Raw genomic sequence first — 21,479 nt, forward strand, 5'->3', positions numbered from 1 at the left:
AATAATTATACACATCAAACACATAGAAATCATGAATACAATAGTAGAAAATAACACAGACACTTTTGAATTGCAGGTAAGAAAATTGGTAAATAGCCAAAGAGACTATTTTAAAAGCAATGCTACACGACCTGCAGAATTTAGGCTTAGGCAATTAAAAAAATTAAAAACCTTGTTATTGGAACACGAGGAAGATATGCATAAAGCCATCTTTAAAGACTTTGGAAAGTCAAAATATGAAAATCAACTAACAGAGTTTTTCCCACTGATTGATGAAATCAACATTACCATAAAAAACCTTAAGAAGTGGATGCAACATAAGAATGTGAGAACTAATTTATTGAACTTTCCTGCAAAAAGTTATCTAGTACCAGAACCCTTAGGTGTTACTCTGGTAATTGGTGCCTGGAATTTTCCGTACAATCTGTCTTTAACACCTTTGGTTGGCTCTATGGCAGCAGGTAACACCACAATTTTAAAACCTAGTGAGCTTCCAGCCGAAACTAGTAAAATTATGACTAAAATCATTAATGAGAATTTTGATCCAAATTATTTAAGGGTTGTAGAAGGTGCTATTCCAGAAACTACGGCACTACTAAAACAGCGTTATGATAAGATTTTCTTTACAGGAAGTCCGATGGTGGGTAAAATTGTCAACAAGGCTGCTGCAGAACATTTAACAAATGTCACTTTAGAATTAGGCGGGAAAAACCCCTCTATCTTCCATAAAGATGCAGCATTAAAGGTTGGTGTTAAGCGTATGATTTGGGCAAAGTTTGTTAATTCTGGTCAGTTTTGTATAACTACAGATTATGCTTTAGTGCATAAAGACATTAAAGATGAATTTTTAAAGTTAGCGGTTCAAGAAATTGAAAAAGGGAATTTCTCTAAAGAAAATCACAACTATGTACAGATCATAAATGAAAGAAATTTTGACCGAGTAATTAATCTAATTAATCCAGACAAGGTTTACTATGGCGGAAACTATAATAGGGAAGATAGAAGAATTCAACCTACCATATTAACTGATGTAAGCCTTAATGATAAAGTTATGCAAGAAGAAATCTTTGGTCCTATTTTACCAGTCATAGAATACGAAACTATTGATGAAGCCTTTGAAATTATTAAACGTTTTGAAAAACCCTTGGCTGCATATTTATTCTCTGATAGTAGCGCTATCAAAGATCGCTTTTTGGCTGAAATACCGTTTGGTAGCGGTGGCATAAATGATTGTGTCATGCAAGTCTCTAACCCAAATATTCCATTTGGTGGTGTAGGTCATAGTGGTATGGGTCGTTATCATGGCAAGTACAGTTTTGAGTGCTTTTCCCATCTAAAAGGAGTTTTAGACAAACCAACCGTTATAGAAACCAATTTAAAATACTATGGTTACAGCGAAAAGCGCATGAAAATCATGAAAGCATTGAGTTAAAATTTCTCGATAAGTATAATACAGCTTACTATCTTATAAAAGAAGATGTAAGCTATAAACTTAAATAAATGAAGACTGACATCAATAAAAATGAGCTTAAAAGAAAACTAATTTTTGCGTTAGTTATGGGAATAATAACTACTGGCATTATTTCTTTTTCTCTAATAGTTATCAATTTAGGTTTTACAAAAAATTTCCTAAGAGCATGGTTAAAATCGTGGTTGTTAGCTTATGTATTTGTAATTCCAGCTATATTATTTATTGCACCACCAATAGAGCGTCTAGTAAATTCTTTGGTTAAAAATGATTAATTAAAAATATAAAGCGGTTTTTAAAGCGAGAGTCAATGATTCTCGCTTTTTACTTTTCCAAATAACTCCACATAAAATTAGGATGGTGTCCATCGCGTCGTACCATCTTTACCCAGAGCAATGTCATGTGCTCCAAGTGCAACGCTTGATCTAATGCACCTACATCTTTGGCAAAAAATCCACTACTATTAATAATGTTAGCTACTTTTTCTTTAGCAACAGCATTATTCCCTGCATAAAGCATTGCAGGTTTTTCTTCTGAATTTAAGTACGCTGGATTACTAAAGTTTTCAAAGCCATAAATCGTAAAGGCCTTCACTACATTGGCAGAAGGCGCCCATTCTTGAATCTTCTCTGATCCTGAAATTTTACTTTCCAGTCCGTGGGAGATGCCTGGGCCAACAGGATTAGTACAATCAACTAAAGGTTTCCCTTGAAAATCCAAGCCTTTTAAAAGGGCTTCGTTGACCTTAAAAGGCGTTGCTAAAAACGTGATTTCAGAAACATCAATAGCTTCTTGAACAGGTAATGCCTTAAAGTTTGAATTCTTTTTCAAAGCGTTTTGAACACTTTCCGATTCGGGATTATCATTAGCTACAATAATATCGTAACCCTTTCCCTGTAAGTTATTGGCTAACGCAAAACCAACATTCCCTATACCTATAAATGCTAATGTCATCGTTTAACGATTTAATTGTTGAACTACCATTTTTGCTGTGGCAGCACCAGAGTTTTGTTGCTGTCCTGTAATCAGGTTTCCATCTGCAATCGCATAGCTAGAAAAAGGAGCAGCAACTTTAAAAGTAGTGTTTTCAAGTTTTCGAGCCTCGGTCTCAATTCGGTAAGGTTGAATTTGCATCCCTACTGCATCATCGGCAAATTGCTCTTCAGCATCTGCAAAACCTGTCCAAGTCTTTCCTTTGACTAATAACTCACCACTAGATGTTTTGGCTTCCAACAAAAGTGTAGTGGAATGACAAACGGCTGCACTAGGTTTTCCAGATTCATAAAAAGAAGCGAACAGTTTCTCCAAATCTGCATTGCCTCTAAAGGTATACATAGGGCCTTGTCCGCCTACTAAAAAGATGGCATCATATTGTTCTGAAGACACCTCAGTAAGTTTCTTGGTATTTGCTAACATCTGATTAAAACCATCTTGTTGCATAAAGCCTAAGGATATGACATCGTGTGCCGAATACCCACTTTCGTCATTTGGATTGGAGTACCCATCCATTTCTAATTGTCCGCCTTCGGTAGAGACCAAATCCACCTCGTATCCTGCTTCCTGAAAGACTTGTAATGGATGTGTTAGTTCTGCTGCCCAAAAGCCGATTGGCCAACCCGTTTGCTCAGAAACAGTTGGGCTACTAGCTACCATTAAAATTTTTCCTTTTGTTGGTGCACCATGAAAATGCACATATTCGTTTTGTTCTATAATATTCATAATATGTTGTTTTTTAATGCTATTCAAAATTATTGTGAATTCAATTTGGTTCAACATTTTGCTATCTTTGTTAGTAACTAACATCTGTGTAAGTATGCCTGATTTTCTGAAGAACAACAAACGTTATTATACGCCTGTAGAATATGTCCTAGACAAAATTGGAGGTACTTATAAAATGCCCATTTTATGGCGATTAAAGGATAAATCGTGGCGCTTTTCGGAATTGAAACGAAGCATTTCTCATATCTCTGACAGAATGCTTAGCAAAAATTTAAAAGAATTAGTGGATGATGGTTTTGCGACTAAAGCAATCATCCCTGAAGTGCCTGTAAAAACAGAATATACAATTACTGAAAAAGGTAAACGTGCCATTCCAATTATTGTCAGCTTACGAAATTATGGGTTTCAGCTAATGCAAGAGGATGGAATTAGTGATTGATTAAGCCTTCGTCGTAAACTGATGAAAATTCAAAGTGGTCAAATCTATTGGTTGAAAAAAGCACATCAAAAGTTTATACCTTTTTTGTACTTTTAAGTACTTCAAATTCATGACTTTACCGAATAAATCAAAATGTCATGAAACAAGCATTCACTCTTCTTACGCTTTTTGCATTATTATGCACAACTCAAAATGGTTTAAGTCAAACTGAGAAACAAGTTATTATCACGGGAACCCAAACTATAGTTTCAAATAAAGTTGGAGATAAAATTGAGGCATTATTACATTTTTATGCTGAAAGGATAGATGAAAAGAGGGTACAAGATTTTACAGTTTATTGTACCGCTAATGAAATGCGGATGGATGCTAAGGAATCTGTTTATGAAGTAAAATTTGAAAGTGTAAAAAGTCCTAATGACGCTAAGGAGAATCTTAAGGAAGAAAATGAGATTTCTGTAGTGTTTAGTTTTGATGATTACGGCTCTAAACTTAACATGGGGATATATTTAATATCCGAAGATGATGACGGCAAAAAAACAAGAAACCTTCTCATAAGTGAGGAAGTTCCAAAATCGGATAAATTTACGGTATCTAAACGTTTAAAGGATTTACTTCAATCTGAAAGCTATAATGCTGGATCTTGGCAAGGTCATTCTGTAATAGGATATGCTTATGAAGGGGAAACGGAAATTAAAGATTCTATTCTAGTATCTTCTAATAAAGGCAATAACAAGGATGATTCAAAAGTAAAAATAAAAAGGATAGACAAAAGCTATATTAAACTGGCTCAAAATGTAGAAGGAACAGAAGCATTATATGAATTTTACCAAAAAGTACTAGAGAATGGCTATGATTTTGGTGGTTCCGAAACAGGAAGTATAATGGCTCATATGGGTTATTTTTTAGATGTCGGAATGCCTGTAGAAATTTGGGAAATTATAACTTATACTCTAGAGCAAGAAAAAAAAGCAGGAGTTGATATTATTCAAGATTATTATGCAAAAACAAAAATAAATAGTGTTAAAACCAATGATATAAAAGTAAAGCAGACTAGGTCTTCAGAGTCATATAGTGCTAAACAGACAAAAGGGAGAGAAGGGGCAAAAGAGCCAGACAAACCAAAAGGCTGTGATTGCAGTTGTGAGAGGTATAAAGAACTTATGGCATTGAGCAAGAAAAAGAAAAAAGACATTGATCCGAACAACATGCCAGAAATAAACATGAAGTGTATGCAAAAATGTGCTACGGCTTGGGCAAATTGCAGAAACTGACAACATAATTAAATCCCTAATTGTAGAAATTTAGAATAGTTTTATTAGCCGTAAATTAGAGCTATGAAAAACTATGAAATCCCAACACACACTCGGATAGGTCATGTGCACCTAAAAGTGTCCGATTTACAACGCGCCTTAGACTTTTATTGTGATTTGCTTGGGTTTGAACTCATGTCACGTATGGGTGAACAAGCTGCATTTATTTCTGCTGGTGGTTATCATCATCATATTGGTCTAAATACATGGTACAGTAAAGGGCAACCTAATGCTCCAAAACAACAAGTTGGACTGTTTCATACGGCTATTTTATATCCAACTCGCAAGGATTTGGCAAAAATCTATAAGCGCTTAAAAGAACATGATTACCCCTTTACGGGGTTTGCAGACCATGGTGTTTCTGAAGCTTTGTACTTGGATGATCCAGATGGTAATGGTGTAGAATTGTATTGGGATAAGCCTAAAAGTGAATGGCCTTTAGATCATAATGGTAACCTTGATATGTATACCAGACCTTTGAATTTAATTGAACTACTATCTGAGCTGAAATAGTATCAAAAAGCAAATAGATCAACCAAAATTTACTTATTCATTCTCAATAACTGAATCACCCCAATCTGCAATTGATTGAATTAACGGAATAAGTGTTTTTCCTAAATCTGTTAGTTGGTATTCTACCTTTAGAGGTGGTTTTTTAGTATATACCTTTCTACTTACAACTCCATCCTCCTCCAACTTTTTTAGTTGCAAACTCAACGTACGTTCAGTCACAGTGGGCATATCTTTTCGCAATTCGTTGTATCGCTTTGTGCCCTCTATTAAATGATAGAGAATTACAGTCTTCCATTTGCCGCCAATGACACCCATTGTGAGACTTGTGCAGCAAGGATATTCTTTCCCATTAAAGGTTAGCATTATATTAAAATTTAGATCAAAAGGATACTATACTTTTTGACCGTTATTGTATGATTACAAAACTATACTTAATTTTGCTACTATAAAAATTATAGTATAAATAAATTAAAGATTATGAAAGCAATGCTTATTAATAAATATGGAGAAGATGCTGTTTTTAAAGCAAGTGAGATAGCCAAACCGACTCTTAAAAGTGGTGAGGTATTGGTGAAAATAGCAGCTTCAAGTGTCAATACAGTGGATACCATGATACGTAAAATGGGAAAAGGTTTACCATTGTCTCCCGATAATCCTGCAATACTAGGCATGGACTTTGCTGGCACAATTGAAGCTGTTTCAGAGGATGTAAATGAATATGCTGTAGGAGACGAAGTGTATGGTTGCTCGGGAGGGTTAGCTGATTTACCAGGAACACTTGCTGAATATATTGCTGCAGATAGTGATTTGATAGCTCACAAACCTAAAAACCTTTCTATGAAAGAAGCCGCTGCTTTACCATTAGTTGCCATTACTGCTTACGAAGGATTAGTGCGTGCTGGTATTAAAGCGGGTCAAAAAGTATTAGTTCATGGTGGCTCAGGTGGTGTTGGTCATATCGCTTTGCAATTGGCAAAACATTTTGGTGCGGATGTTTACTCTACAGGTGGTGGTGAAAAGCAACTTGAACTTATTGAACAACTAGGTGCCACAGCTATTAATTATAAAACTGAACCTGTTGAAAATTATGTAAAAAAACACACTAACGGAAAAGGTTTTGATATCGTTTATGATTCAGTTGGTGCGCGAAATTTAATTAACTCGTTTAATGCAGCTGCACTGAATGGGCATGTAGCTACTACTGTTTCATTGGTAGAGTTAGATCTTTCAGTAGCGCACTTTAAAGGTTTATCGCTTCACGTTGTATTTATGCTAATCCCTATGTTACACAACTATAGACGTGAAGATCATTCACAAATTTTAAAGAATGTTGCCAAGATTGTTGAATCAGACAATTTAAAACCAATTCTTGATCATCAACGATTCTCTCTTGAGGATATTGGCAAAGCTCATGCACGTTTAGAAAGTGGGCAGGCTATGGGTAAAATAGTGATTGAAAACTAAAAGTACATTGATACACGTCATGACAGTCATAAAAATAATATGTTCTCTTGCAATAGTCGGAATCCTATTCTCTTGTACCAACTCTAAAGAGAAAACAGAAAAAAAAGATTCTGAAGTAGCGGAGGAGATTCAATCTCCAACCAATAAAGTTGTTTTAAGCTCTGAAATTGTATGGGAAAAATTAAATCCAGCAAGAGGAGATAAAAGCCCACAAGCTGGAACGATTTGGGGAGACAGAAAAGGAGCAGTGGCAACAGGTTTTCTGGCAAAGTTTGTAGATGGTTTTTCATCGCCTCCACACATTCACAATGTTACTTACAGAGCTGTGGTAATTAAAGGTCTGGTTCATAACGATGACCCAAATGCTGAAACTATGTGGATGAAACCAGGTTCCTTTTGGACACAACCCAAAGGAGAATCGCATATAACTTCTGCTAAAGGAAAGGAAAATATTGCTTATGTTGAAATAGATCATGGCCCTTATTTAGTGAAGCCTATAGATCAAGCTTTTGATAATGATGAAAGTCCTGTAAATATAGATGTTTCTAACATCGTTTGGTTAGATGGTACTAAAACTAACTGGATAGATTCCAAAAGCAATGCAAAAATAAGTTTCCTCTGGAAACACAAAAAAATCAAGGGGCTAAAAGGACTTTTTGTAAAACTTCCGAAAGGATTTAGTGGACAGTTGAAAAGTTATGGCGACATCTTTCATGCAGTTGTCATACAAGGTAAAGCAAACTACAAAATGCCAAAGACTGAAGATAGAAAACAATTAGATGCTGGGAGCTATTTCACTTCAAAACATATAGCCATTCATACTATTTCTAGTAATGAAGAAGATATTCTCATATACATAAGAACCAATGGCAACGTTAAAATAACAAATTAAATTCTAGGATTTCCTGTCTTATATTTCCTTATAAATTATGCTATTCGAAACCATAAACAAGGCATACAATAACGTCTTTCAATCAGAAAAATTGAGCATTGGTGTAGTAGTTCCTATAGAAAACTATGGCGACAATCCTATTCCAACGATGCAACACCATTTGGAGCGAGTAAAACTCATAGAGAACCTTGGTTTTAAAGCCTTATGGGTAAGAGATGTGCCATTTCAAGTGCCATCGTTTGGAGATGCCGGACAGACCTTTGACCCTTTTACCTATTTAGGATATCTAACAGGGCAAACAAGCAAAATAGCTTTGGGTGTCGCCAGTATTGCGTTGCCATTACATCATCCAGTTCATATCGCCAAATCGGCAGCCACTATAGACCAACTATCTGATGGGCGATTAATTCTTGGTGTGGCTTCGGGTGATCGTTATGATGAGTACCCAGCGATGAATATCAATTATGAAAATCGAAGTGAGCTGTTTCGTGAAGCCTTTTATTACATTAGAAAATCGCAAGACAATTTTCCCTCTTTACAAAACAACCACTTTGGAAATTTAAAAAAACACATAGACATCTTGCCTAAAGCTACATCGCATAAAATTCCCATGATGATTACGGGCTATAGCCAACAATCTTTAGAGTGGAATGCTGAATATGGTGACGGTTGGATGTATTATCCAAGAAACTTATACCAACAACAATATCAGATTAAGGAATGGAGAGATTTAGTGGAAAAGCATGGAGAATTTGGCAAACCCTATTTGCAACCCTTGTATATAGATTTACAAGATGATGCTGACTTTAGACCACAACCGATTCATTTAGGGTTTAAAATTGGAGTGAAACATTTGGTAAACTATTTTCAACTTCTAAAAGATATAGGTGTGAATCATGTTGCAATTAACTTACGCTTCAATACGCAACATATAGAACAAACTTTAGAAGATTTGGCCAAAAACGTATTGCCTTATTTTCATACAGAAATAAAAGAACAGTAATTACATGAGTAAGACGACAGTAATCACAGGAAGCACAGACGGTATTGGAAAATTAACTGCTATGAAATTGGCTAAAGAAGGGCACAATATCTATTTACATGGGCGAAATCCTGAAAAACTAGCCAATGTTATTTTAGAAGTAAAAGAAGCATCAGGCAACGACAATATTGATGGTTTTGTAGCTGATTTTTCTGATATACAAGAGGTTAAAAAAATGGCTAATAATATTAAAGCTAAACTTTCAAAAATTGATGTTCTCATTAATAATGCAGGTATTTTTAAAAGCCCTGTAGATAAAACTAAAGATGGTCTGGACATTAGATTTGCGGTGAATTATTTTGCTCCATATGTACTCACTAATGCCTTATTCCCTTTATTAGAAAAAAGAGCAAATACACGTGTGATTAATTTAAGTTCAGCAGCTCAATCTACTGTGAGAACGGGCGCTTTAAATGGCCATGCTGCCGTTAATGTAAGTGAAGCTTATGCGCAAAGTAAATTGGCCTTAACTATGTGGAGTTTCGATTTAGCTAAACAACAAAACACAGTCGCAATAATTGCCGTAAATCCAGGATCATTGTTAAATACACGGATGGTTGCCGAAGCTTATGGGCAACATTGGGCTCCCGCTGACAAAGGCGCTAATATCTTATATGAATTAGGAGTTTCTGACGACTATAAAGGCATCACTGGTAAATACTTCGATAATGATAAAGGAAATTTTGGGACTGCACATTCAGATGCTTACAATGATGATTTGATTGAAAAGCTCATACATGAGACCAATTTTATTTTGAATAATTTAAGAATTAATTAGTCCTATTATCTAAAGTTAATAAAAGCAGTAATGGCTGCTTTTATTATTTTTATAGTGTTAAGCGAAAGTCTTAAAGTATGGAGATACACCACATTCGTAATGCTACAATGATTATTGAAACTGGCGAGCATGTTATTTTGGTTGATCCAATGCTTGGAGCCAGAGGAACCGCAGGGCCCCCATTTACGCTGTTCAGGTTTAAACCAAAGCGCAATCCTATTGTGGATTTACCAGATAATTGTCAACCGATTCTAAACAAGGTTACACATTGCCTAATCACTCACAAGCATCCCGATCATATCGATAAAGCAGCTGAATCTTTTTTGAAAGAAAAAAACATACCTGTTACATGCAGCGCTCTAGATGAGTCGTTTTTTAAGAAAAAAGGACTCAATGTGGTACAAGTCGCTAACTATTGGAAACGTGATGGTTTTTTAGGTGGTAAAATAGAAGGGATTCCTGCGCGACATGGTTATGGTTTTGTGGCGAAACCAATGGGAAATGTAATGGGATTTTATTTTGAGTTTGAAAATGAACCAAGCTTATATTTAAGTAGCGATACCATTTATACTGATGACGTAGATAAAGTGCTTAGAGATTATAAACCCGACATTTCTGTAGTGGCGTCTGGTACAGCTCAATTAGATGTTTTTCAACCTCTATTAATGCGTATAGATGATATTGTAAAGTTTGCAAAAACGGCGCCAGGTAAAGTCATTGCCAATCATTTGGAAGCTGTGAATCACTGCCCAACAAAGCGATCGTATTTAAAAGCTCGTTTTGAGCAAGAAGGACTTTCAGATAAGACCTTTATTCCAGAAGATGGAGAATTAATCCTTGTTTAGCAAGGATTACACATCAACAATTTTACAAGCTTCGAAAGGCACATCATCAAAACTGTTAGCTGTCCATTCACTTAATTGCCTCAATATTGGCAATAAATTTTCACCTGTTTTAGAAAGTGAATAATCTACTCTTGGAGGTGTTTCTGCGAAACGCTCTCGTATAATCAAACCGTCTTGCTCCAATTCTCTCAACTGCTCTGTAAGCACTTTTTTAGAAATATTAGGAATAAATATCAGCAGTTTCCCAAAACGCAAACTACCATTAGCCAATAAATATACAATGATGGGCTTCCACTTCCCTCCTATAATATTCATTGCATAAACTAAGGAACAGTGGTTAGGGTTATCAATAATTTTTCGTGCCATGGTTACCTTTTTGTTACCACAAATTTAGGTGAAATTATTTTAATAGTATCAAAAATAGACTATTAATGGTATCTTTGTGAAACTTTTAAATAAAAATCAAACAAAAATGAAAAACATATTTATCATAAACGGTCACGAAGAATACGAATTCTCTAAAGGGACGCTCAACAAAAGCTTAGTAGAACGCATTAAAAACCTATTACCAAAAGAGGATTTTGAGATTAAGACTACCACAATGAAAGACGACTACAACATTGATGAGGAAATTGCTAAGCACCAATGGGCTGATATTATTCTAGTACAAATGCCTGTAAATTGGATGGCGACGCCTTGGAGCTTCAAGAGATATCAAGATTATGTGTATTCTTTTGGCATGGATGGTCGCTTATGTGCTGGAGATGGTCGTACACGCCAAGATGCTACAAAACAATACGGAACTGGAGGCACACTAGAAGGTAAAAAGTATATGCTATCCTTAACTTTCAATGCTCCTAAAGATGCGTTTAATGACGGTAATCAATACTTATTTGAAGGAAAGAGTGTCGATGATTTGTTTTTTCCAACACACATGAATTTTAGATTCTTCGGAATGGAGGCATTGCCAACATTTGCAGCCTATGATGTGATGAAAAATCCAGATATTGAAAACGACTTTGTGCGTTTCGATGCTCACATTCAAAAACATATTATTAAAGCCTAACAATATGAATACACAACAAAAAATAACGCCACAAACTCAAGCTCCAAAACTTGAAGTCAACCTTTTGGGCGGAGACACTTGGAAACTAGAAGATCAAAACCCTGAAAACTTTACAATGTTAGTGTTCTATAGAGGGTTACACTGTCCCGTTTGTGAAAAGTATCTCAAAACACTTAACGGTCTTCTGGATACTTATGCCGACAAAGGTGTAGATGTCATTGCGATTAGTATGGATGGAGAAGCAAGAGCAAGAAAAGCAAGAATGAAATGGGAGCTTTCTGAAGACCTCAAAATAGGATATGGTGTAGATGCCGAAACTGCTAATAATTGGGGATTGTATTTAAGTAAAGCCATTAAAGATTATGAACCTGATGTCTTTAGTGAACCAGGATTATTCTTAATAAAACCCGATAACTCTATTTACTTTGTAACACTCAATTCTACACCATGGGGGCGACCGCATTTAGCAACTTTCGTAAAGGTTATTGACTATATTAATACTAGTGGTTATCCTGCAAGAGGTGAGATCATTGAATTATAACCACTTTAATAATACTTAATAATAAAGTCTCTATTTGTATTAAATAACCTATTATATTTGCATCACTAATTTTCTAAGTACGTGAGCAAAGCCCTTATCTCGCAAACGTATGTACAGACTTTGCAACTGCAAAATCTGCAGAATACTATTGCCCAAACTCAACCTTTAGACTCCGCTCAAAGCAAGACTAAAACACATCTAAAAGGACTCGTAGGATCATCCCTGTCTTTTGTGATTTCAAGTGTTTTTAAAAACACTGACAAACCCTTCTTGTTGATTTTAAACGACAAGGAAGAAGCTGCTTATTATCTCAATGACCTTGAGCAACTACTAGATGCCAAGAATGTATTATTCTATCCTGGTAGTTACCGCAGACCCTATCAGATAGAAGAAACGGATAATGCCAATGTACTGCTTCGTGCTGAAGTTTTGAACAGAATCAACTCGCGAAAGAAACCCGCAGTCATCGTGACTTATCCTGATGCGCTTTTTGAAAAAGTAGTCACTAGAAGAGAGCTAGAGCGCAATACACTGAAGGTTTCAGTAAACGATAATCTGTCTATAGATTTTGTGAACGAAGTTTTGTTTGAATACAACTTCAAACGTGTTGATTTTGTGACTGAACCCGGCGAATTTTCGGTTCGTGGAGGTATCGTTGATGTATTTTCGTTTTCTCATGACGAACCTTATCGTATAGAGTTTTTTGGAGATGAAGTCGATAGTATCAGAACTTTTGACGTCGAGACTCAGCTTTCCACAGAACAAATCAAGAAGATTAGTATCATACCAAATGTAGCCAATAAATTCCTTGAAGAAAGCAGGCAGAGCTTCTTAAAATATATTGCGCAAAAGACTGTGGTGTTTACCAAAAATGCTGAGCTGCTATTTTCTAGAGTTGATAAACTCTTTGAAAAAGCTTCAGAAACATTCGAAACCCTTTCAAAAGACATAAAACATTCAGAACCAAAGGAATTGTTTTGTAATTCAGAATTACTCAAACGCCAACTTTTGGATTATAACTTAGTTGAATTTGGAACAAGTTCAATATTTTCTGATGTTATGTCGAGCGCAGTCGAGACATCCTCTGATGAGATTCTGAATCAGGTTCAGAATGACAACGTCATAACATTCAACACAAAGCCTCAACCTTCCTTTAATAAGCAGTTCGAATTACTAATTGACAACCTCAACGTTAATCACGAAAAAGGATACACCAACTATATTGCATGTGCAAGTGAGCAACAGGCAAAACGCTTTCATGATATTTTTGAAGATGTTGAGCAAGAGGTCCATTACAAAACCATTGTGCTTTCTCTATACCAAGGATTTGTTGATGATAACAATAAGCTGGTTTGTTATACTGACCATCAAATATTTGAACGTTACCATAAGTTCCACCTTAAGAATGGCTATGCTAAGAAGCAAGCCATTACGCTAAAAGAATTAACCAATCTCGATGTTGGTGATTATGTAACTCACATTGATCATGGAATTGGGAGGTTTGGAGGACTTCAAAAAATAGATGTAGAAGGAAAGCAGCAAGAAGCTATTAAACTGGTATATGGCGAGCGCGATATTCTTTACCTCAGCATACATTCGCTTCATAAAATCACCAAGTTTAATGGTAAAGATGGTAAACCTCCAAAAATCTACAAACTTGGTAGCAAAGCCTGGAAAAACTTAAAGCAAAAAACGAAGAGTAGAGTTAAAGAGATTGCTTTTAGCTTGATAAAGCTCTACGCAAAGCGAAAACTTAGAAAAGGGTTTCAATACGCTCCAGATAGTTATATGCAGCATGAGTTGGAAGCCTCATTTATATATGAAGATACCCCAGATCAAATCACCTCTACCGCAGACATTAAAGCAGACATGGAAAGTGAACAGCCTATGGACCGTTTGGTTTGTGGTGATGTTGGCTTTGGAAAAACGGAGGTTGCTATAAGAGCTGCTTTTAAAGCTGTGGATAATGGTAAGCAGGTCGCCGTTTTGGTACCGACTACTATATTGGCGTTTCAGCATTTCAAAACATTTACCGAGCGCTTGAAAGATTTTCCTGTAACTGTAGATTATGTCAATCGATTTAGAACTGCCAAACAAAAACGAGAAACGCTTGAAGGTCTAGAAAAAGGTAGTGTTGATATCATTATTGGGACACACCAACTGGTCAATAAAAATGTGAAATTCAAGGATCTTGGGTTATTGATTGTTGACGAAGAACAGAAGTTTGGTGTAGCTGTAAAAGAAAAGCTAAAAACCATTAAGGACAATGTAGATGTTCTTACGCTTACTGCAACACCAATACCTAGAACATTGCAATTTAGTTTAATGGCTGCAAGGGATTTGTCGGTCATTACTACACCACCTCCAAACCGTTATCCTATAGAAAGTCATGTGATTCGATTTAATGAAGAAACGATTCGCGATGCTGTGACTTATGAAATTCAACGGGGAGGACAAATTTTCTTTATTCATAATCGAATTGAAAACATCAAAGAAGTCGCTGGAATGATTCAGCGTCTGGTTCCTGATGCTAAAATTGGTATTGGTCATGGACAGATGGAAGGTAAAAAACTTGAACAGTTAATGCTAGCCTTTATGAATGGTGAATTTGATGTTCTAGTCAGTACCACTATTGTTGAAAGTGGTCTCGATGTACCAAATGCAAATACCATCTTTATCAATAATGCTAACAATTTCGGGCTGAGTGACTTGCACCAAATGCGAGGTCGTGTGGGCCGAAGCAACAAAAAAGCGTTCTGCTACTTCATTACTCCAGAATATTCTGCAATGACCAACGATGCCAGAAAACGAATTACAGCTCTAGAGCAATTCACCGAACTTGGTAGCGGATTCAATATTGCCATGAAAGATTTAGAGATTCGTGGTGCAGGAGATTTACTTGGTGGTGAGCAAAGTGGTTTTATAAATGAAATTGGTTTCGATACTTATCAGAAGATTTTGAACGAAGCCATTGAAGAACTCAAAGAAAATGAGTTTAGAGAACTTTATAATGACGATGGGAAGGATAAAACTTATGTAAAGGACATAACTATAGATACGGACTTTGAGCTATTGTTCCCTGATGACTATGTCAATAATATTACTGAACGTTTGAACCTTTACACGCTGCTCAATAATCTGAAAACTGAAGGTGAGTTGTTAAAATTTGAAAGTGATATTACAGATCGATTTGGTGAAATGCCTAGTCAGGTTGTTGATCTTATTAATAGTGTTCGCATTAAATGGATTGCCACAAAAATAGGTTTGGAAAAAGTGATCATGAAACAGAATAAACTCGTTGGTTATTTTATTAGTGATCAGCAAAGTGCATTTTATCAGAGCCCATGGTTTACCAAAGTGTTACAATTTGTTCAAAGCAATCCAAGAGCTTGTAAAATGAAGGAAAAACAAACACGTAATGGATTGCGTTTATTACTTACCTTTGAGCAAGTAAATTCGGTTGAAGAAGCTTTAAAGAGATTACAACCTATTTTGGCTTAATAATTGTTTACTTTCTATAAATAGATTTACCAATGAAGAAAAGCATCTACTTTATTTTCCTATTCCCTTTAATGGTGTTTTCGCAGCATACCATTAGCGGAACATTTTCTCCAGCAAAAGAATTTACCTATGCTTTCTTATACAAATCTGCTCCAGATGGCGCAAGTTATGTTGGCAGAGCTGAGTTAAACGAAGAAGGAGCATTTTCTATCCCTCTAGATTCAACCTCAATAGGGATTTATAAAATTGTCTATGCATTACCTGCCGAAGAAAACAATTTTGATTTTATCTACGATGGTAAAGAAAGCATAAGCTTTACTTACGATCTTAACAAAGGATTGGAGTTCACAGAATCTAGCGAGAATAAGCTTTGGAAATCTTACACAAAAAGCATGGAAATGGTAAACATGACCATTAGTAACTTTTATCAAAAAGAAAGTACTGATGAAAAGGCTTATCTAGATATTTTCAAAACGCTAAACGATACTCAGAACACGTATTTAGACCATACCGAAGGGTTACTAATTTCAGAATTAATAAAAGCTAATCAGCCATATATTCCTGAAGGTTTTGAAGACATCAACACATACTCTCAAAATCTAAAAAGTAATTATCTAAAACATATCGATTTTAGTAGCGAGTTATTACAGAGTTCAGATTTTTTACTGGATAGAGTACTGACATATGTGTTTGGTATTTCTAACAACGTAGATAATGCATCGTATAAAACCCTTGTAGATGATTTAGCCAATTACATTGGCGACAATGACCTTGTAAAGGTATCGCTTCTGGATGTGGTTTGGAGCCAATTTAATGCTCTTGGTAATGACGAATTGGCCTTATATATTATTGACAAATACTTACTTGATCTCGCTAAAAAAACTGGAAAAATATATCTCGAGGAACGATTATCGGCCTACAAAAACTCAGCGGTTGGTGTAAAAGCTCCAGATTTTGAAATTGAAACCACGGAACAAGGAGTCAAAAAGACGACTAGCCTACACAATATTGATAGCGCTGAGCAGTATTTAGTCGTTTTTTGGAGCAGTACTTGTGGACATTGCCTTAATGAACTCCCAGAGGTGATGAAGCTTGCAAAAGAAAAAGCAAACCTAAAAGTTATAGCATTTGGCCTGGAAGATGATGCCGACAATTGGAAAAAAGAGATTGCAAATTTCCCTGATTTTACACATGTTATAGGCTTACAAAAATGGGAGAACCCAACTGCAAAGCAATACAATATTTCTGCTACGCCTTCATACTTTTTGCTAGACAGAAACAAAACTATTATTGCTAAACCTCATTTATTAGCGGATTTGCAAAAAGCTCTAAAATAATACACATTTATTGAGAGTAAACCTTACTCTTTTATTCTTCCCTAAACAAGACATTAAGTCCTTGTGTTACAAGCAAACAAGAGCAGCAATGTTAAGCTAATGTTTTCAAACAGCATTGATTTTATGTTTAGGTAACATTCTACTAACATTTTTATTACCAATGTTTAACTTGACACTAACCTAAAGTTTACACTTCAGCAGTTTCTTTGCGCCATAAAACTATTAAACTGATTATTCTATTAAAATTACACTCATGAAAAAATTAATTCTTACTGTATTAGTTGCTTCAACTTTAGTATTTACAGGATGTTTTAAAGATGATGACACTCCTATTATCATTGAAGAAGTTACAATAATCAATAATAACTCTGGCGGTGGCGGAGGCGAAGATAACATAGTAGCAGTTACTGGTGCTATTTCCACTAACACGACTTGGACCAACGATAATATTTATCAATTAAATCAAAAAGTAGTAGTAGAAAGTGGTGTAACACTTACTATTAACCCAGGGACTATCATTAAAGGTTCTCCAGGTACAGGTTCTTTAGCTTCTGCATTAATTGTAGCTAGAGGTGGACAAATCAATGCGGTTGGTACTCCAGAGAGTCCAATCATCTTCACATCTACTAGTGATAATATTCAAGTAGGTGAAACTTCAGGAACAAACTTATCTTCAGGTGACAGAGGTCTTTGGGGTGGTGTTCTTTTATTAGGAAACGCACCTTGTTCTTTCTCTGGTGATGTTACTGAATTACAAATTGAAGGAATTCCTGCTGATGATACGTTCGGTCTTTACGGAGGTACTGACGAAACTGATAGCTCAGGAACTATGAGATATGTTTCTATTCGTCATGGTGGTGCATTAATCGGTGAAGGAAACGAAATCAACGGACTTACACTAGGTGGTGTTGGTTCTGGAACTGTGTTAGATAATATCGAAGTTGTTGCTAACGTAGATGACGGAATCGAATTCTTCGGAGGAACTGTAAACGCTACCAACTTATTAGTATGGGCTCAAGGCGATGACGGTTTAGATATCGACCAAGCTTACTCTGGTACTATTGACAACGCTGTTGTAGTACTTGGAGATGCTTCTGACCACGCTTTAGAAATCGACGGCCCAGAAGGAACTGCACTTGGATCTTTCACGTTACAAAATGTAACGCTTATCGGGAACTTAGATACTGAAAAAGGTGAATATGCAGATTACAGAAGTAAAGCAAGAGGAACTACTAGTAATGTATATGCTTATGGTTTCAAAGACAACTCTGATGTTGAGTTAGATAACAATGCAGTATCTCAAAACTACTTAGATGGTTTCTTAACATTCAGTGACTGGCAAATTACAGGTGACGACAATACAATCTTTGTTGAAAAAGTAGCTTGTGTTGAAAACTGTGACGATGAAGACGAAGGTAACGATGTTGATGAGCCAATCATTACAACATTTACTGACGATGCAGCAGCTTGGACTACTACTGTGGCTCAAGACGCTAACACTGTTGGAGCTACTACGTCTAACTTAGCTTGGACATATGCTAATACTGCTGGAGGGTTAGGTTTCTAAGTCAACCTCTGGTCTTTAGATTAACAAAAACTATAACAATATAGCGACTGCTCACTAGGTGAGCGGTTGCTTATATAAAAGAATATGAAAAATACAAAACGACTATTTAGTTTATTTTTCTTCTCACTTCTAATAACTGCTTCTTCAGTAGTCGCTCAAACTGGTAAAGTGGCTGGTAATGTAATCGATGGTGATTACAACAATGAGCCTCTGGCTTTTGCAAATATTCTTGTAAAAGGAACTACAACAGGAACGACATCAGATTTTGATGGAAAGTATGAATTAGAATTAGATCCAGGGACTTATACTCTTGTGTTTTCTTTTGTTGGTTATGAAACCAAGGAAATCAGTGATGTAGTGATTTCAGCTGATCAGGTTTTTCAACTGGATGTTACACTTTCAACTAATGCCTTAGAGCAAGTTGTAATTACAACAACTGTAAAGAGAAATACAGAAAGTTCACTTTTAAATCTTCAGAAAAGATCTGTCACGCTTTTAGATGGGCTTTCTGCTCAAAGCATTAAAAAGACAGGAGCGAGCAATATTGCTACGGCTGTAAAGAGTGTTCCAGGGGTATCAGTTCAAGGAGGGAAATACGTCTATGTAAGAGGTCTTGGAGATCGTTATACAAAATCGATTTTGAATGGTGTAGATATTCCTGGTTTAGACCCAGATAGAAACACTATTCCGATGGATATCTTTCCAACTAATCTTATTGATAATGTAATTGTTTTGAAATCTGCTGCGGCTGAGTATCCAGCTGATTTTACTGGTGGTATCGTAAACATAGTTACCAAAGATTTTCCAACTAAGGCAGAGTACGGAATTTCATTGGGTGCTGGCTACAATCCAGATATGCACTTCAATGACCAATACTTAAGCTACGAAGGGAGTGATACCGATTTCTTTGGTTTTGATGATGGTGAAAGAAACTTACCAATTAATAGATATCAGCAAATACCTGGTACATTCGAAAACAAACAGTTATTAAATACCCTTACTGGCAGATTCAATAGACAATTACGAGCAGACCAAGAAACTAGTAATCTTAACTATAGTATTGGTTTCACTGCTGGAAATCAATATGAAGTAGGAGAAGATCAAAAGCTTGGGTATTTAGCATCTATATCTTACAAGAATAACACGAGATTTTTCGAAGAAAGAATTGATGGAAACTTCCAGAGAGATAATCAGAATACATCAAACAATCAACTACAGTTAACTAGAAGAACAGTTGGTGCAGAAGGAACCAATGAGATATTAGTTAGTGCTTTGGGTGGTGTCACCTACAAAACAAAGCAATCTAAATATAAGTTTACTTTAATGCACATACAAAACGGAGAGTCTTCTGCTGGTTTATTTACACAAAGATTGTCTCAAGATGCTGGTGGTGGAGCCTTTGAAGATGTGGTTAAAGATGGATTATTATATACTGAAAGATCGATTACAAATATCGCTTTAACCGGTAGTCATCAGTTAGATACTGAGGCAGATTGGAAGTTCGACTGGACATTCTCACCTTCATTCTCTAAGGTTGAAGATAAAGATCATAGAATTACACCTTTGGAGGTAACACAGGATGATGACTTTATCATTAGTCCAAGTACATCTTCCTTCCCTGTAAGATTATGGCGTTGGTTGCTCGAAGAAAACTGGGTTACCAAAACAGATTTTTCTAAAAAGTATAATTTATTTGAAAGACCTGCCAAGGTTAAATTTGGAGGCGCATATACCTATAAGTTCAGAGATTTTAGTATTGATGAATTCTTGTTTAGTGCAACAGACTTAACTGTGCCTGGAGGTAACTCTAACAATTTGCTTACCGATGCTAATATTTGGTCACCAGATACAGGTGAAGGAACATTCTTATTATCTACAAATAGATTTGAGCCTGCTAATGCTTACGAAGGTGAAGCAAGAGTAGCTGCGGCTTATGTGTCTAATGAGTTCAATGTTACAGAAAAGCTTAAGGCCATCTTAGGACTACGTATCGAGGATTTCCAATTGTTCTATACTGGAGCTAGAGCAGGTTCTGGTACAGAAACTTTTGAGGATTTAAAAGTAATTGATGAGTTTGATTTTTATCCTTCGGCTAACTTCATCTATGCCTTGAATGATCAATCTAACTTACGTGCGTCATTCTCTAGAAGTACAGCAAGGCCTTCATTTAAAGAGCAATCGTTTTCAAGGATTTTTGATCCTATTACTAATGTAACGTTTATTGGAGCATTAAACTTCAATGATGAACGCGGTGGTCCTTTAAGACCTACATACATCAACAACTTTGATATTCGTTATGAAATCTTCAGAGAAGAAGGACAAATGATTGCAGTAAGTGGTTTCTATAAAGATTTTACCGATCCTATAGAGTTAAAATTCGTTGAATCTACTGTTGGTAGTGGTGCATTAAGTTTCACTCCAGATAATTTAGGTAATGCTGAAGTATTTGGTGCTGAAGTAGAATTTAGACAAAACTTTGGATTCATCTTAGAGAGTCTTAGAAACCTTAAGTTAAATATCAATGCTTCTATTATAGAATCTAGACTTACAATGTCTGATGACGAGTTTAACTCAAGAACTGCTCCGGGTGTATTAAGAGATGGTGAAACAGTAGATAGAGAACGTGAGTTACAAGGACAATCTCCTTACCTAGTCAATGTAGGGTTAGATTATGGAGATAATGACAAAGGGTTCAGAGCTGGTTTATTCTTTAATGTACAAGGAGAGACATTAGAAATTGTTGGTGCTGGTAACACTCCAGATGTATACACACTACCATTCAATAGTTTGAATTTTACATTCAATAAAACTTTTGGCTCGGATAAGAGATCATCTATCGATCTTAAAATCAATAACATCTTGGGAGATGATAGAGAAAGTGTATATCAGTCTTTTGGAGCACAAGATCAAATTTTCTCATTGAGAAGCCCAGGAACTGAGTTTTCACTTGGTTACTCCTATAAATTTTAATTAGAATATTTATTTATAAATAAAAAA

Annotated in this window: 20 protein-coding genes; 16 read left to right on the forward strand and 4 right to left on the reverse strand. The window is 35.8% G+C overall.

All coding sequences use genetic code 11. The annotated features are described in order from the left end of the window. The first annotated feature begins 31 nt into the window (after positions 1 to 31). Together NCE97_RS00945 and NCE97_RS00950 are read left to right on the forward strand one after the other, a co-directional pair. Positions 32 to 1,432 (forward strand): aldehyde dehydrogenase, encoded by a 1,401-nt coding sequence (locus tag NCE97_RS00945; RefSeq protein WP_353776992.1) that lies wholly within the window; start codon positions 32 to 34, stop codon positions 1,430 to 1,432. A gap of 68 nt (positions 1,433 to 1,500) precedes the next feature. After that, positions 1,501 to 1,743 (forward strand): DUF2798 domain-containing protein, encoded by a 243-nt coding sequence (locus NCE97_RS00950; RefSeq protein WP_353776993.1) that lies wholly within the window; start codon positions 1,501 to 1,503, stop codon positions 1,741 to 1,743. A 49-nt stretch (positions 1,744 to 1,792) separates the two neighbouring features. Here the strand turns inward: NCE97_RS00950 and NCE97_RS00955 are convergent, their stop codons facing one another. Further along, the gene (locus tag NCE97_RS00955; RefSeq protein WP_353776994.1) at positions 1,793 to 2,422 is read right to left on the reverse strand and encodes an NADPH-dependent F420 reductase; all 630 of its coding nucleotides are present in this window, start codon (positions 2,420 to 2,422) and stop codon (positions 1,793 to 1,795) included. A 3-nt stretch (positions 2,423 to 2,425) separates the two neighbouring features. Beyond that, positions 2,426 to 3,187 carry a type 1 glutamine amidotransferase domain-containing protein gene (locus tag NCE97_RS00960; protein ID WP_353776995.1) on the reverse strand — a complete coding sequence of 254 codons (762 nt, stop codon included), beginning with the start codon at positions 3,185 to 3,187 and terminating at the stop codon, positions 2,426 to 2,428. A gap of 94 nt (positions 3,188 to 3,281) precedes the next feature. Here NCE97_RS00960 and NCE97_RS00965 point away from each other — a divergent pair, with 94 nt between their 5' ends. From NCE97_RS00965 to NCE97_RS00975, 3 genes are all read left to right on the forward strand, one after another. Continuing rightward, complete coding sequence (locus tag NCE97_RS00965; protein WP_353776996.1) at positions 3,282 to 3,626, forward strand: winged helix-turn-helix transcriptional regulator; 345 nt, start codon at positions 3,282 to 3,284, stop codon at positions 3,624 to 3,626. Positions 3,627 to 3,763: 137 nt separating this feature from the next. Beyond that, positions 3,764 to 4,897, forward strand: a complete 1,134-nt coding sequence (locus tag NCE97_RS00970; RefSeq protein ID WP_353776997.1) for a hypothetical protein — start codon at positions 3,764 to 3,766, stop codon at positions 4,895 to 4,897. Positions 4,898 to 4,960: 63 nt separating this feature from the next. Beyond that, positions 4,961 to 5,449: a VOC family protein gene (locus NCE97_RS00975; RefSeq protein ID WP_353776998.1), complete on the forward strand. Its 489-nt coding sequence runs from the start codon at positions 4,961 to 4,963 to the stop codon at positions 5,447 to 5,449. Positions 5,450 to 5,482: 33 nt separating this feature from the next. Here NCE97_RS00975 and NCE97_RS00980 read toward each other — a convergent pair whose 3' ends face one another. After that, positions 5,483 to 5,812: a winged helix-turn-helix transcriptional regulator gene (locus tag NCE97_RS00980; protein ID WP_353776999.1), complete on the reverse strand. Its 330-nt coding sequence runs from the start codon at positions 5,810 to 5,812 to the stop codon at positions 5,483 to 5,485. Positions 5,813 to 5,926: 114 nt separating this feature from the next. Here NCE97_RS00980 and NCE97_RS00985 point away from each other — a divergent pair, with 114 nt between their 5' ends. The 5 genes from NCE97_RS00985 to NCE97_RS01005 all read left to right on the forward strand — a co-directional run bounded on the left by NCE97_RS00985 (position 5,927) and on the right by NCE97_RS01005 (position 10,470). Next, a complete protein-coding gene (locus NCE97_RS00985) occupies positions 5,927 to 6,913 on the forward strand; it encodes a zinc-dependent alcohol dehydrogenase family protein (RefSeq protein WP_353777000.1) in 987 nt (328 codons plus the stop codon). A gap of 19 nt (positions 6,914 to 6,932) precedes the next feature. Then, positions 6,933 to 7,805: a DUF4437 domain-containing protein gene (locus tag NCE97_RS00990; RefSeq protein WP_353777001.1), complete on the forward strand. Its 873-nt coding sequence runs from the start codon at positions 6,933 to 6,935 to the stop codon at positions 7,803 to 7,805. A gap of 37 nt (positions 7,806 to 7,842) precedes the next feature. Then, on the forward strand, positions 7,843 to 8,808 hold the full coding sequence (locus tag NCE97_RS00995) for an LLM class oxidoreductase (protein WP_353777002.1): 966 nt from the start codon (positions 7,843 to 7,845) through the stop codon (positions 8,806 to 8,808). Positions 8,809 to 8,812: 4 nt separating this feature from the next. Further along, the gene (locus NCE97_RS01000) at positions 8,813 to 9,625 is read left to right on the forward strand and encodes an SDR family NAD(P)-dependent oxidoreductase (protein ID WP_353777003.1); all 813 of its coding nucleotides are present in this window, start codon (positions 8,813 to 8,815) and stop codon (positions 9,623 to 9,625) included. A gap of 77 nt (positions 9,626 to 9,702) precedes the next feature. Further along, positions 9,703 to 10,470, forward strand: coding sequence for an MBL fold metallo-hydrolase (locus NCE97_RS01005; RefSeq protein ID WP_353777004.1), 768 nt, complete (start codon positions 9,703 to 9,705; stop codon positions 10,468 to 10,470). A 6-nt stretch (positions 10,471 to 10,476) separates the two neighbouring features. On the opposite strand, the gene NCE97_RS01010 is transcribed toward NCE97_RS01005, so the two are convergent. Continuing rightward, positions 10,477 to 10,836: a winged helix-turn-helix transcriptional regulator gene (locus NCE97_RS01010; protein WP_353777005.1), complete on the reverse strand. Its 360-nt coding sequence runs from the start codon at positions 10,834 to 10,836 to the stop codon at positions 10,477 to 10,479. A 106-nt stretch (positions 10,837 to 10,942) separates the two neighbouring features. On the opposite strand from NCE97_RS01010, the gene NCE97_RS01015 reads away from it, so the two are divergent. From NCE97_RS01015 to NCE97_RS01040, 6 genes are all read left to right on the forward strand, one after another. Continuing rightward, complete coding sequence (locus tag NCE97_RS01015; protein WP_353777006.1) at positions 10,943 to 11,536, forward strand: NAD(P)H-dependent oxidoreductase; 594 nt, start codon at positions 10,943 to 10,945, stop codon at positions 11,534 to 11,536. Between the two features lie 4 nt (positions 11,537 to 11,540). Further along, the gene (locus tag NCE97_RS01020; RefSeq protein ID WP_353777007.1) at positions 11,541 to 12,077 is read left to right on the forward strand and encodes a redoxin domain-containing protein; all 537 of its coding nucleotides are present in this window, start codon (positions 11,541 to 11,543) and stop codon (positions 12,075 to 12,077) included. An 81-nt stretch (positions 12,078 to 12,158) separates the two neighbouring features. Continuing rightward, positions 12,159 to 15,578: a transcription-repair coupling factor gene (gene mfd / locus NCE97_RS01025; protein WP_353777008.1), complete on the forward strand. Its 3,420-nt coding sequence runs from the start codon at positions 12,159 to 12,161 to the stop codon at positions 15,576 to 15,578. Between the two features lie 32 nt (positions 15,579 to 15,610). Continuing rightward, positions 15,611 to 16,915, forward strand: a complete 1,305-nt coding sequence (locus NCE97_RS01030; RefSeq protein ID WP_353777009.1) for a TlpA family protein disulfide reductase — start codon at positions 15,611 to 15,613, stop codon at positions 16,913 to 16,915. 253 nt (positions 16,916 to 17,168) lie between these two features. Next, positions 17,169 to 18,482, forward strand: coding sequence for a beta-helix domain-containing protein (locus tag NCE97_RS01035; protein WP_353777010.1), 1,314 nt, complete (start codon positions 17,169 to 17,171; stop codon positions 18,480 to 18,482). 84 nt (positions 18,483 to 18,566) lie between these two features. Then, positions 18,567 to 21,452 (forward strand): TonB-dependent receptor, encoded by a 2,886-nt coding sequence (locus NCE97_RS01040; protein WP_353777011.1) that lies wholly within the window; start codon positions 18,567 to 18,569, stop codon positions 21,450 to 21,452. The last annotated feature ends 27 nt before the right edge of the window (positions 21,453 to 21,479 follow it).

It is taken from the genome of Winogradskyella sp. 3972H.M.0a.05 (assembly GCF_040493455.1).
Taxonomy (GTDB): domain Bacteria; phylum Bacteroidota; class Bacteroidia; order Flavobacteriales; family Flavobacteriaceae; genus Microcosmobacter.

Coding starts and splice junctions, on each gene's coding strand:
- NCE97_RS01030 (WP_353777009.1), top strand. CDS start 15,611: ATGAAGAAAAGCATCTACTTTATTTTCCTATTCCCTTTAATGGTGTTT.
- NCE97_RS01020 (WP_353777007.1), top strand. CDS start 11,541: ATGAATACACAACAAAAAATAACGCCACAAACTCAAGCTCCAAAACTT.
- NCE97_RS01010 (WP_353777005.1), bottom strand. CDS start 10,836: ATGGCACGAAAAATTATTGATAACCCTAACCACTGTTCCTTAGTTTAT.
- NCE97_RS01000 (WP_353777003.1), top strand. CDS start 8,813: ATGAGTAAGACGACAGTAATCACAGGAAGCACAGACGGTATTGGAAAA.
- NCE97_RS01005 (WP_353777004.1), top strand. CDS start 9,703: ATGGAGATACACCACATTCGTAATGCTACAATGATTATTGAAACTGGC.
- NCE97_RS00955 (WP_353776994.1), bottom strand. CDS start 2,422: ATGACATTAGCATTTATAGGTATAGGGAATGTTGGTTTTGCGTTAGCC.
- NCE97_RS00950 (WP_353776993.1), top strand. CDS start 1,501: ATGAAGACTGACATCAATAAAAATGAGCTTAAAAGAAAACTAATTTTT.
- NCE97_RS01015 (WP_353777006.1), top strand. CDS start 10,943: ATGAAAAACATATTTATCATAAACGGTCACGAAGAATACGAATTCTCT.
- NCE97_RS01040 (WP_353777011.1), top strand. CDS start 18,567: ATGAAAAATACAAAACGACTATTTAGTTTATTTTTCTTCTCACTTCTA.
- NCE97_RS00960 (WP_353776995.1), bottom strand. CDS start 3,187: ATGAATATTATAGAACAAAACGAATATGTGCATTTTCATGGTGCACCA.
- NCE97_RS00945 (WP_353776992.1), top strand. CDS start 32: ATGAATACAATAGTAGAAAATAACACAGACACTTTTGAATTGCAGGTA.
- NCE97_RS00980 (WP_353776999.1), bottom strand. CDS start 5,812: ATGCTAACCTTTAATGGGAAAGAATATCCTTGCTGCACAAGTCTCACA.
- NCE97_RS00990 (WP_353777001.1), top strand. CDS start 6,933: ATGACAGTCATAAAAATAATATGTTCTCTTGCAATAGTCGGAATCCTA.
- NCE97_RS00985 (WP_353777000.1), top strand. CDS start 5,927: ATGAAAGCAATGCTTATTAATAAATATGGAGAAGATGCTGTTTTTAAA.
- NCE97_RS00970 (WP_353776997.1), top strand. CDS start 3,764: ATGAAACAAGCATTCACTCTTCTTACGCTTTTTGCATTATTATGCACA.
- NCE97_RS00965 (WP_353776996.1), top strand. CDS start 3,282: ATGCCTGATTTTCTGAAGAACAACAAACGTTATTATACGCCTGTAGAA.
- NCE97_RS00975 (WP_353776998.1), top strand. CDS start 4,961: ATGAAAAACTATGAAATCCCAACACACACTCGGATAGGTCATGTGCAC.
- NCE97_RS00995 (WP_353777002.1), top strand. CDS start 7,843: ATGCTATTCGAAACCATAAACAAGGCATACAATAACGTCTTTCAATCA.
- NCE97_RS01035 (WP_353777010.1), top strand. CDS start 17,169: ATGAAAAAATTAATTCTTACTGTATTAGTTGCTTCAACTTTAGTATTT.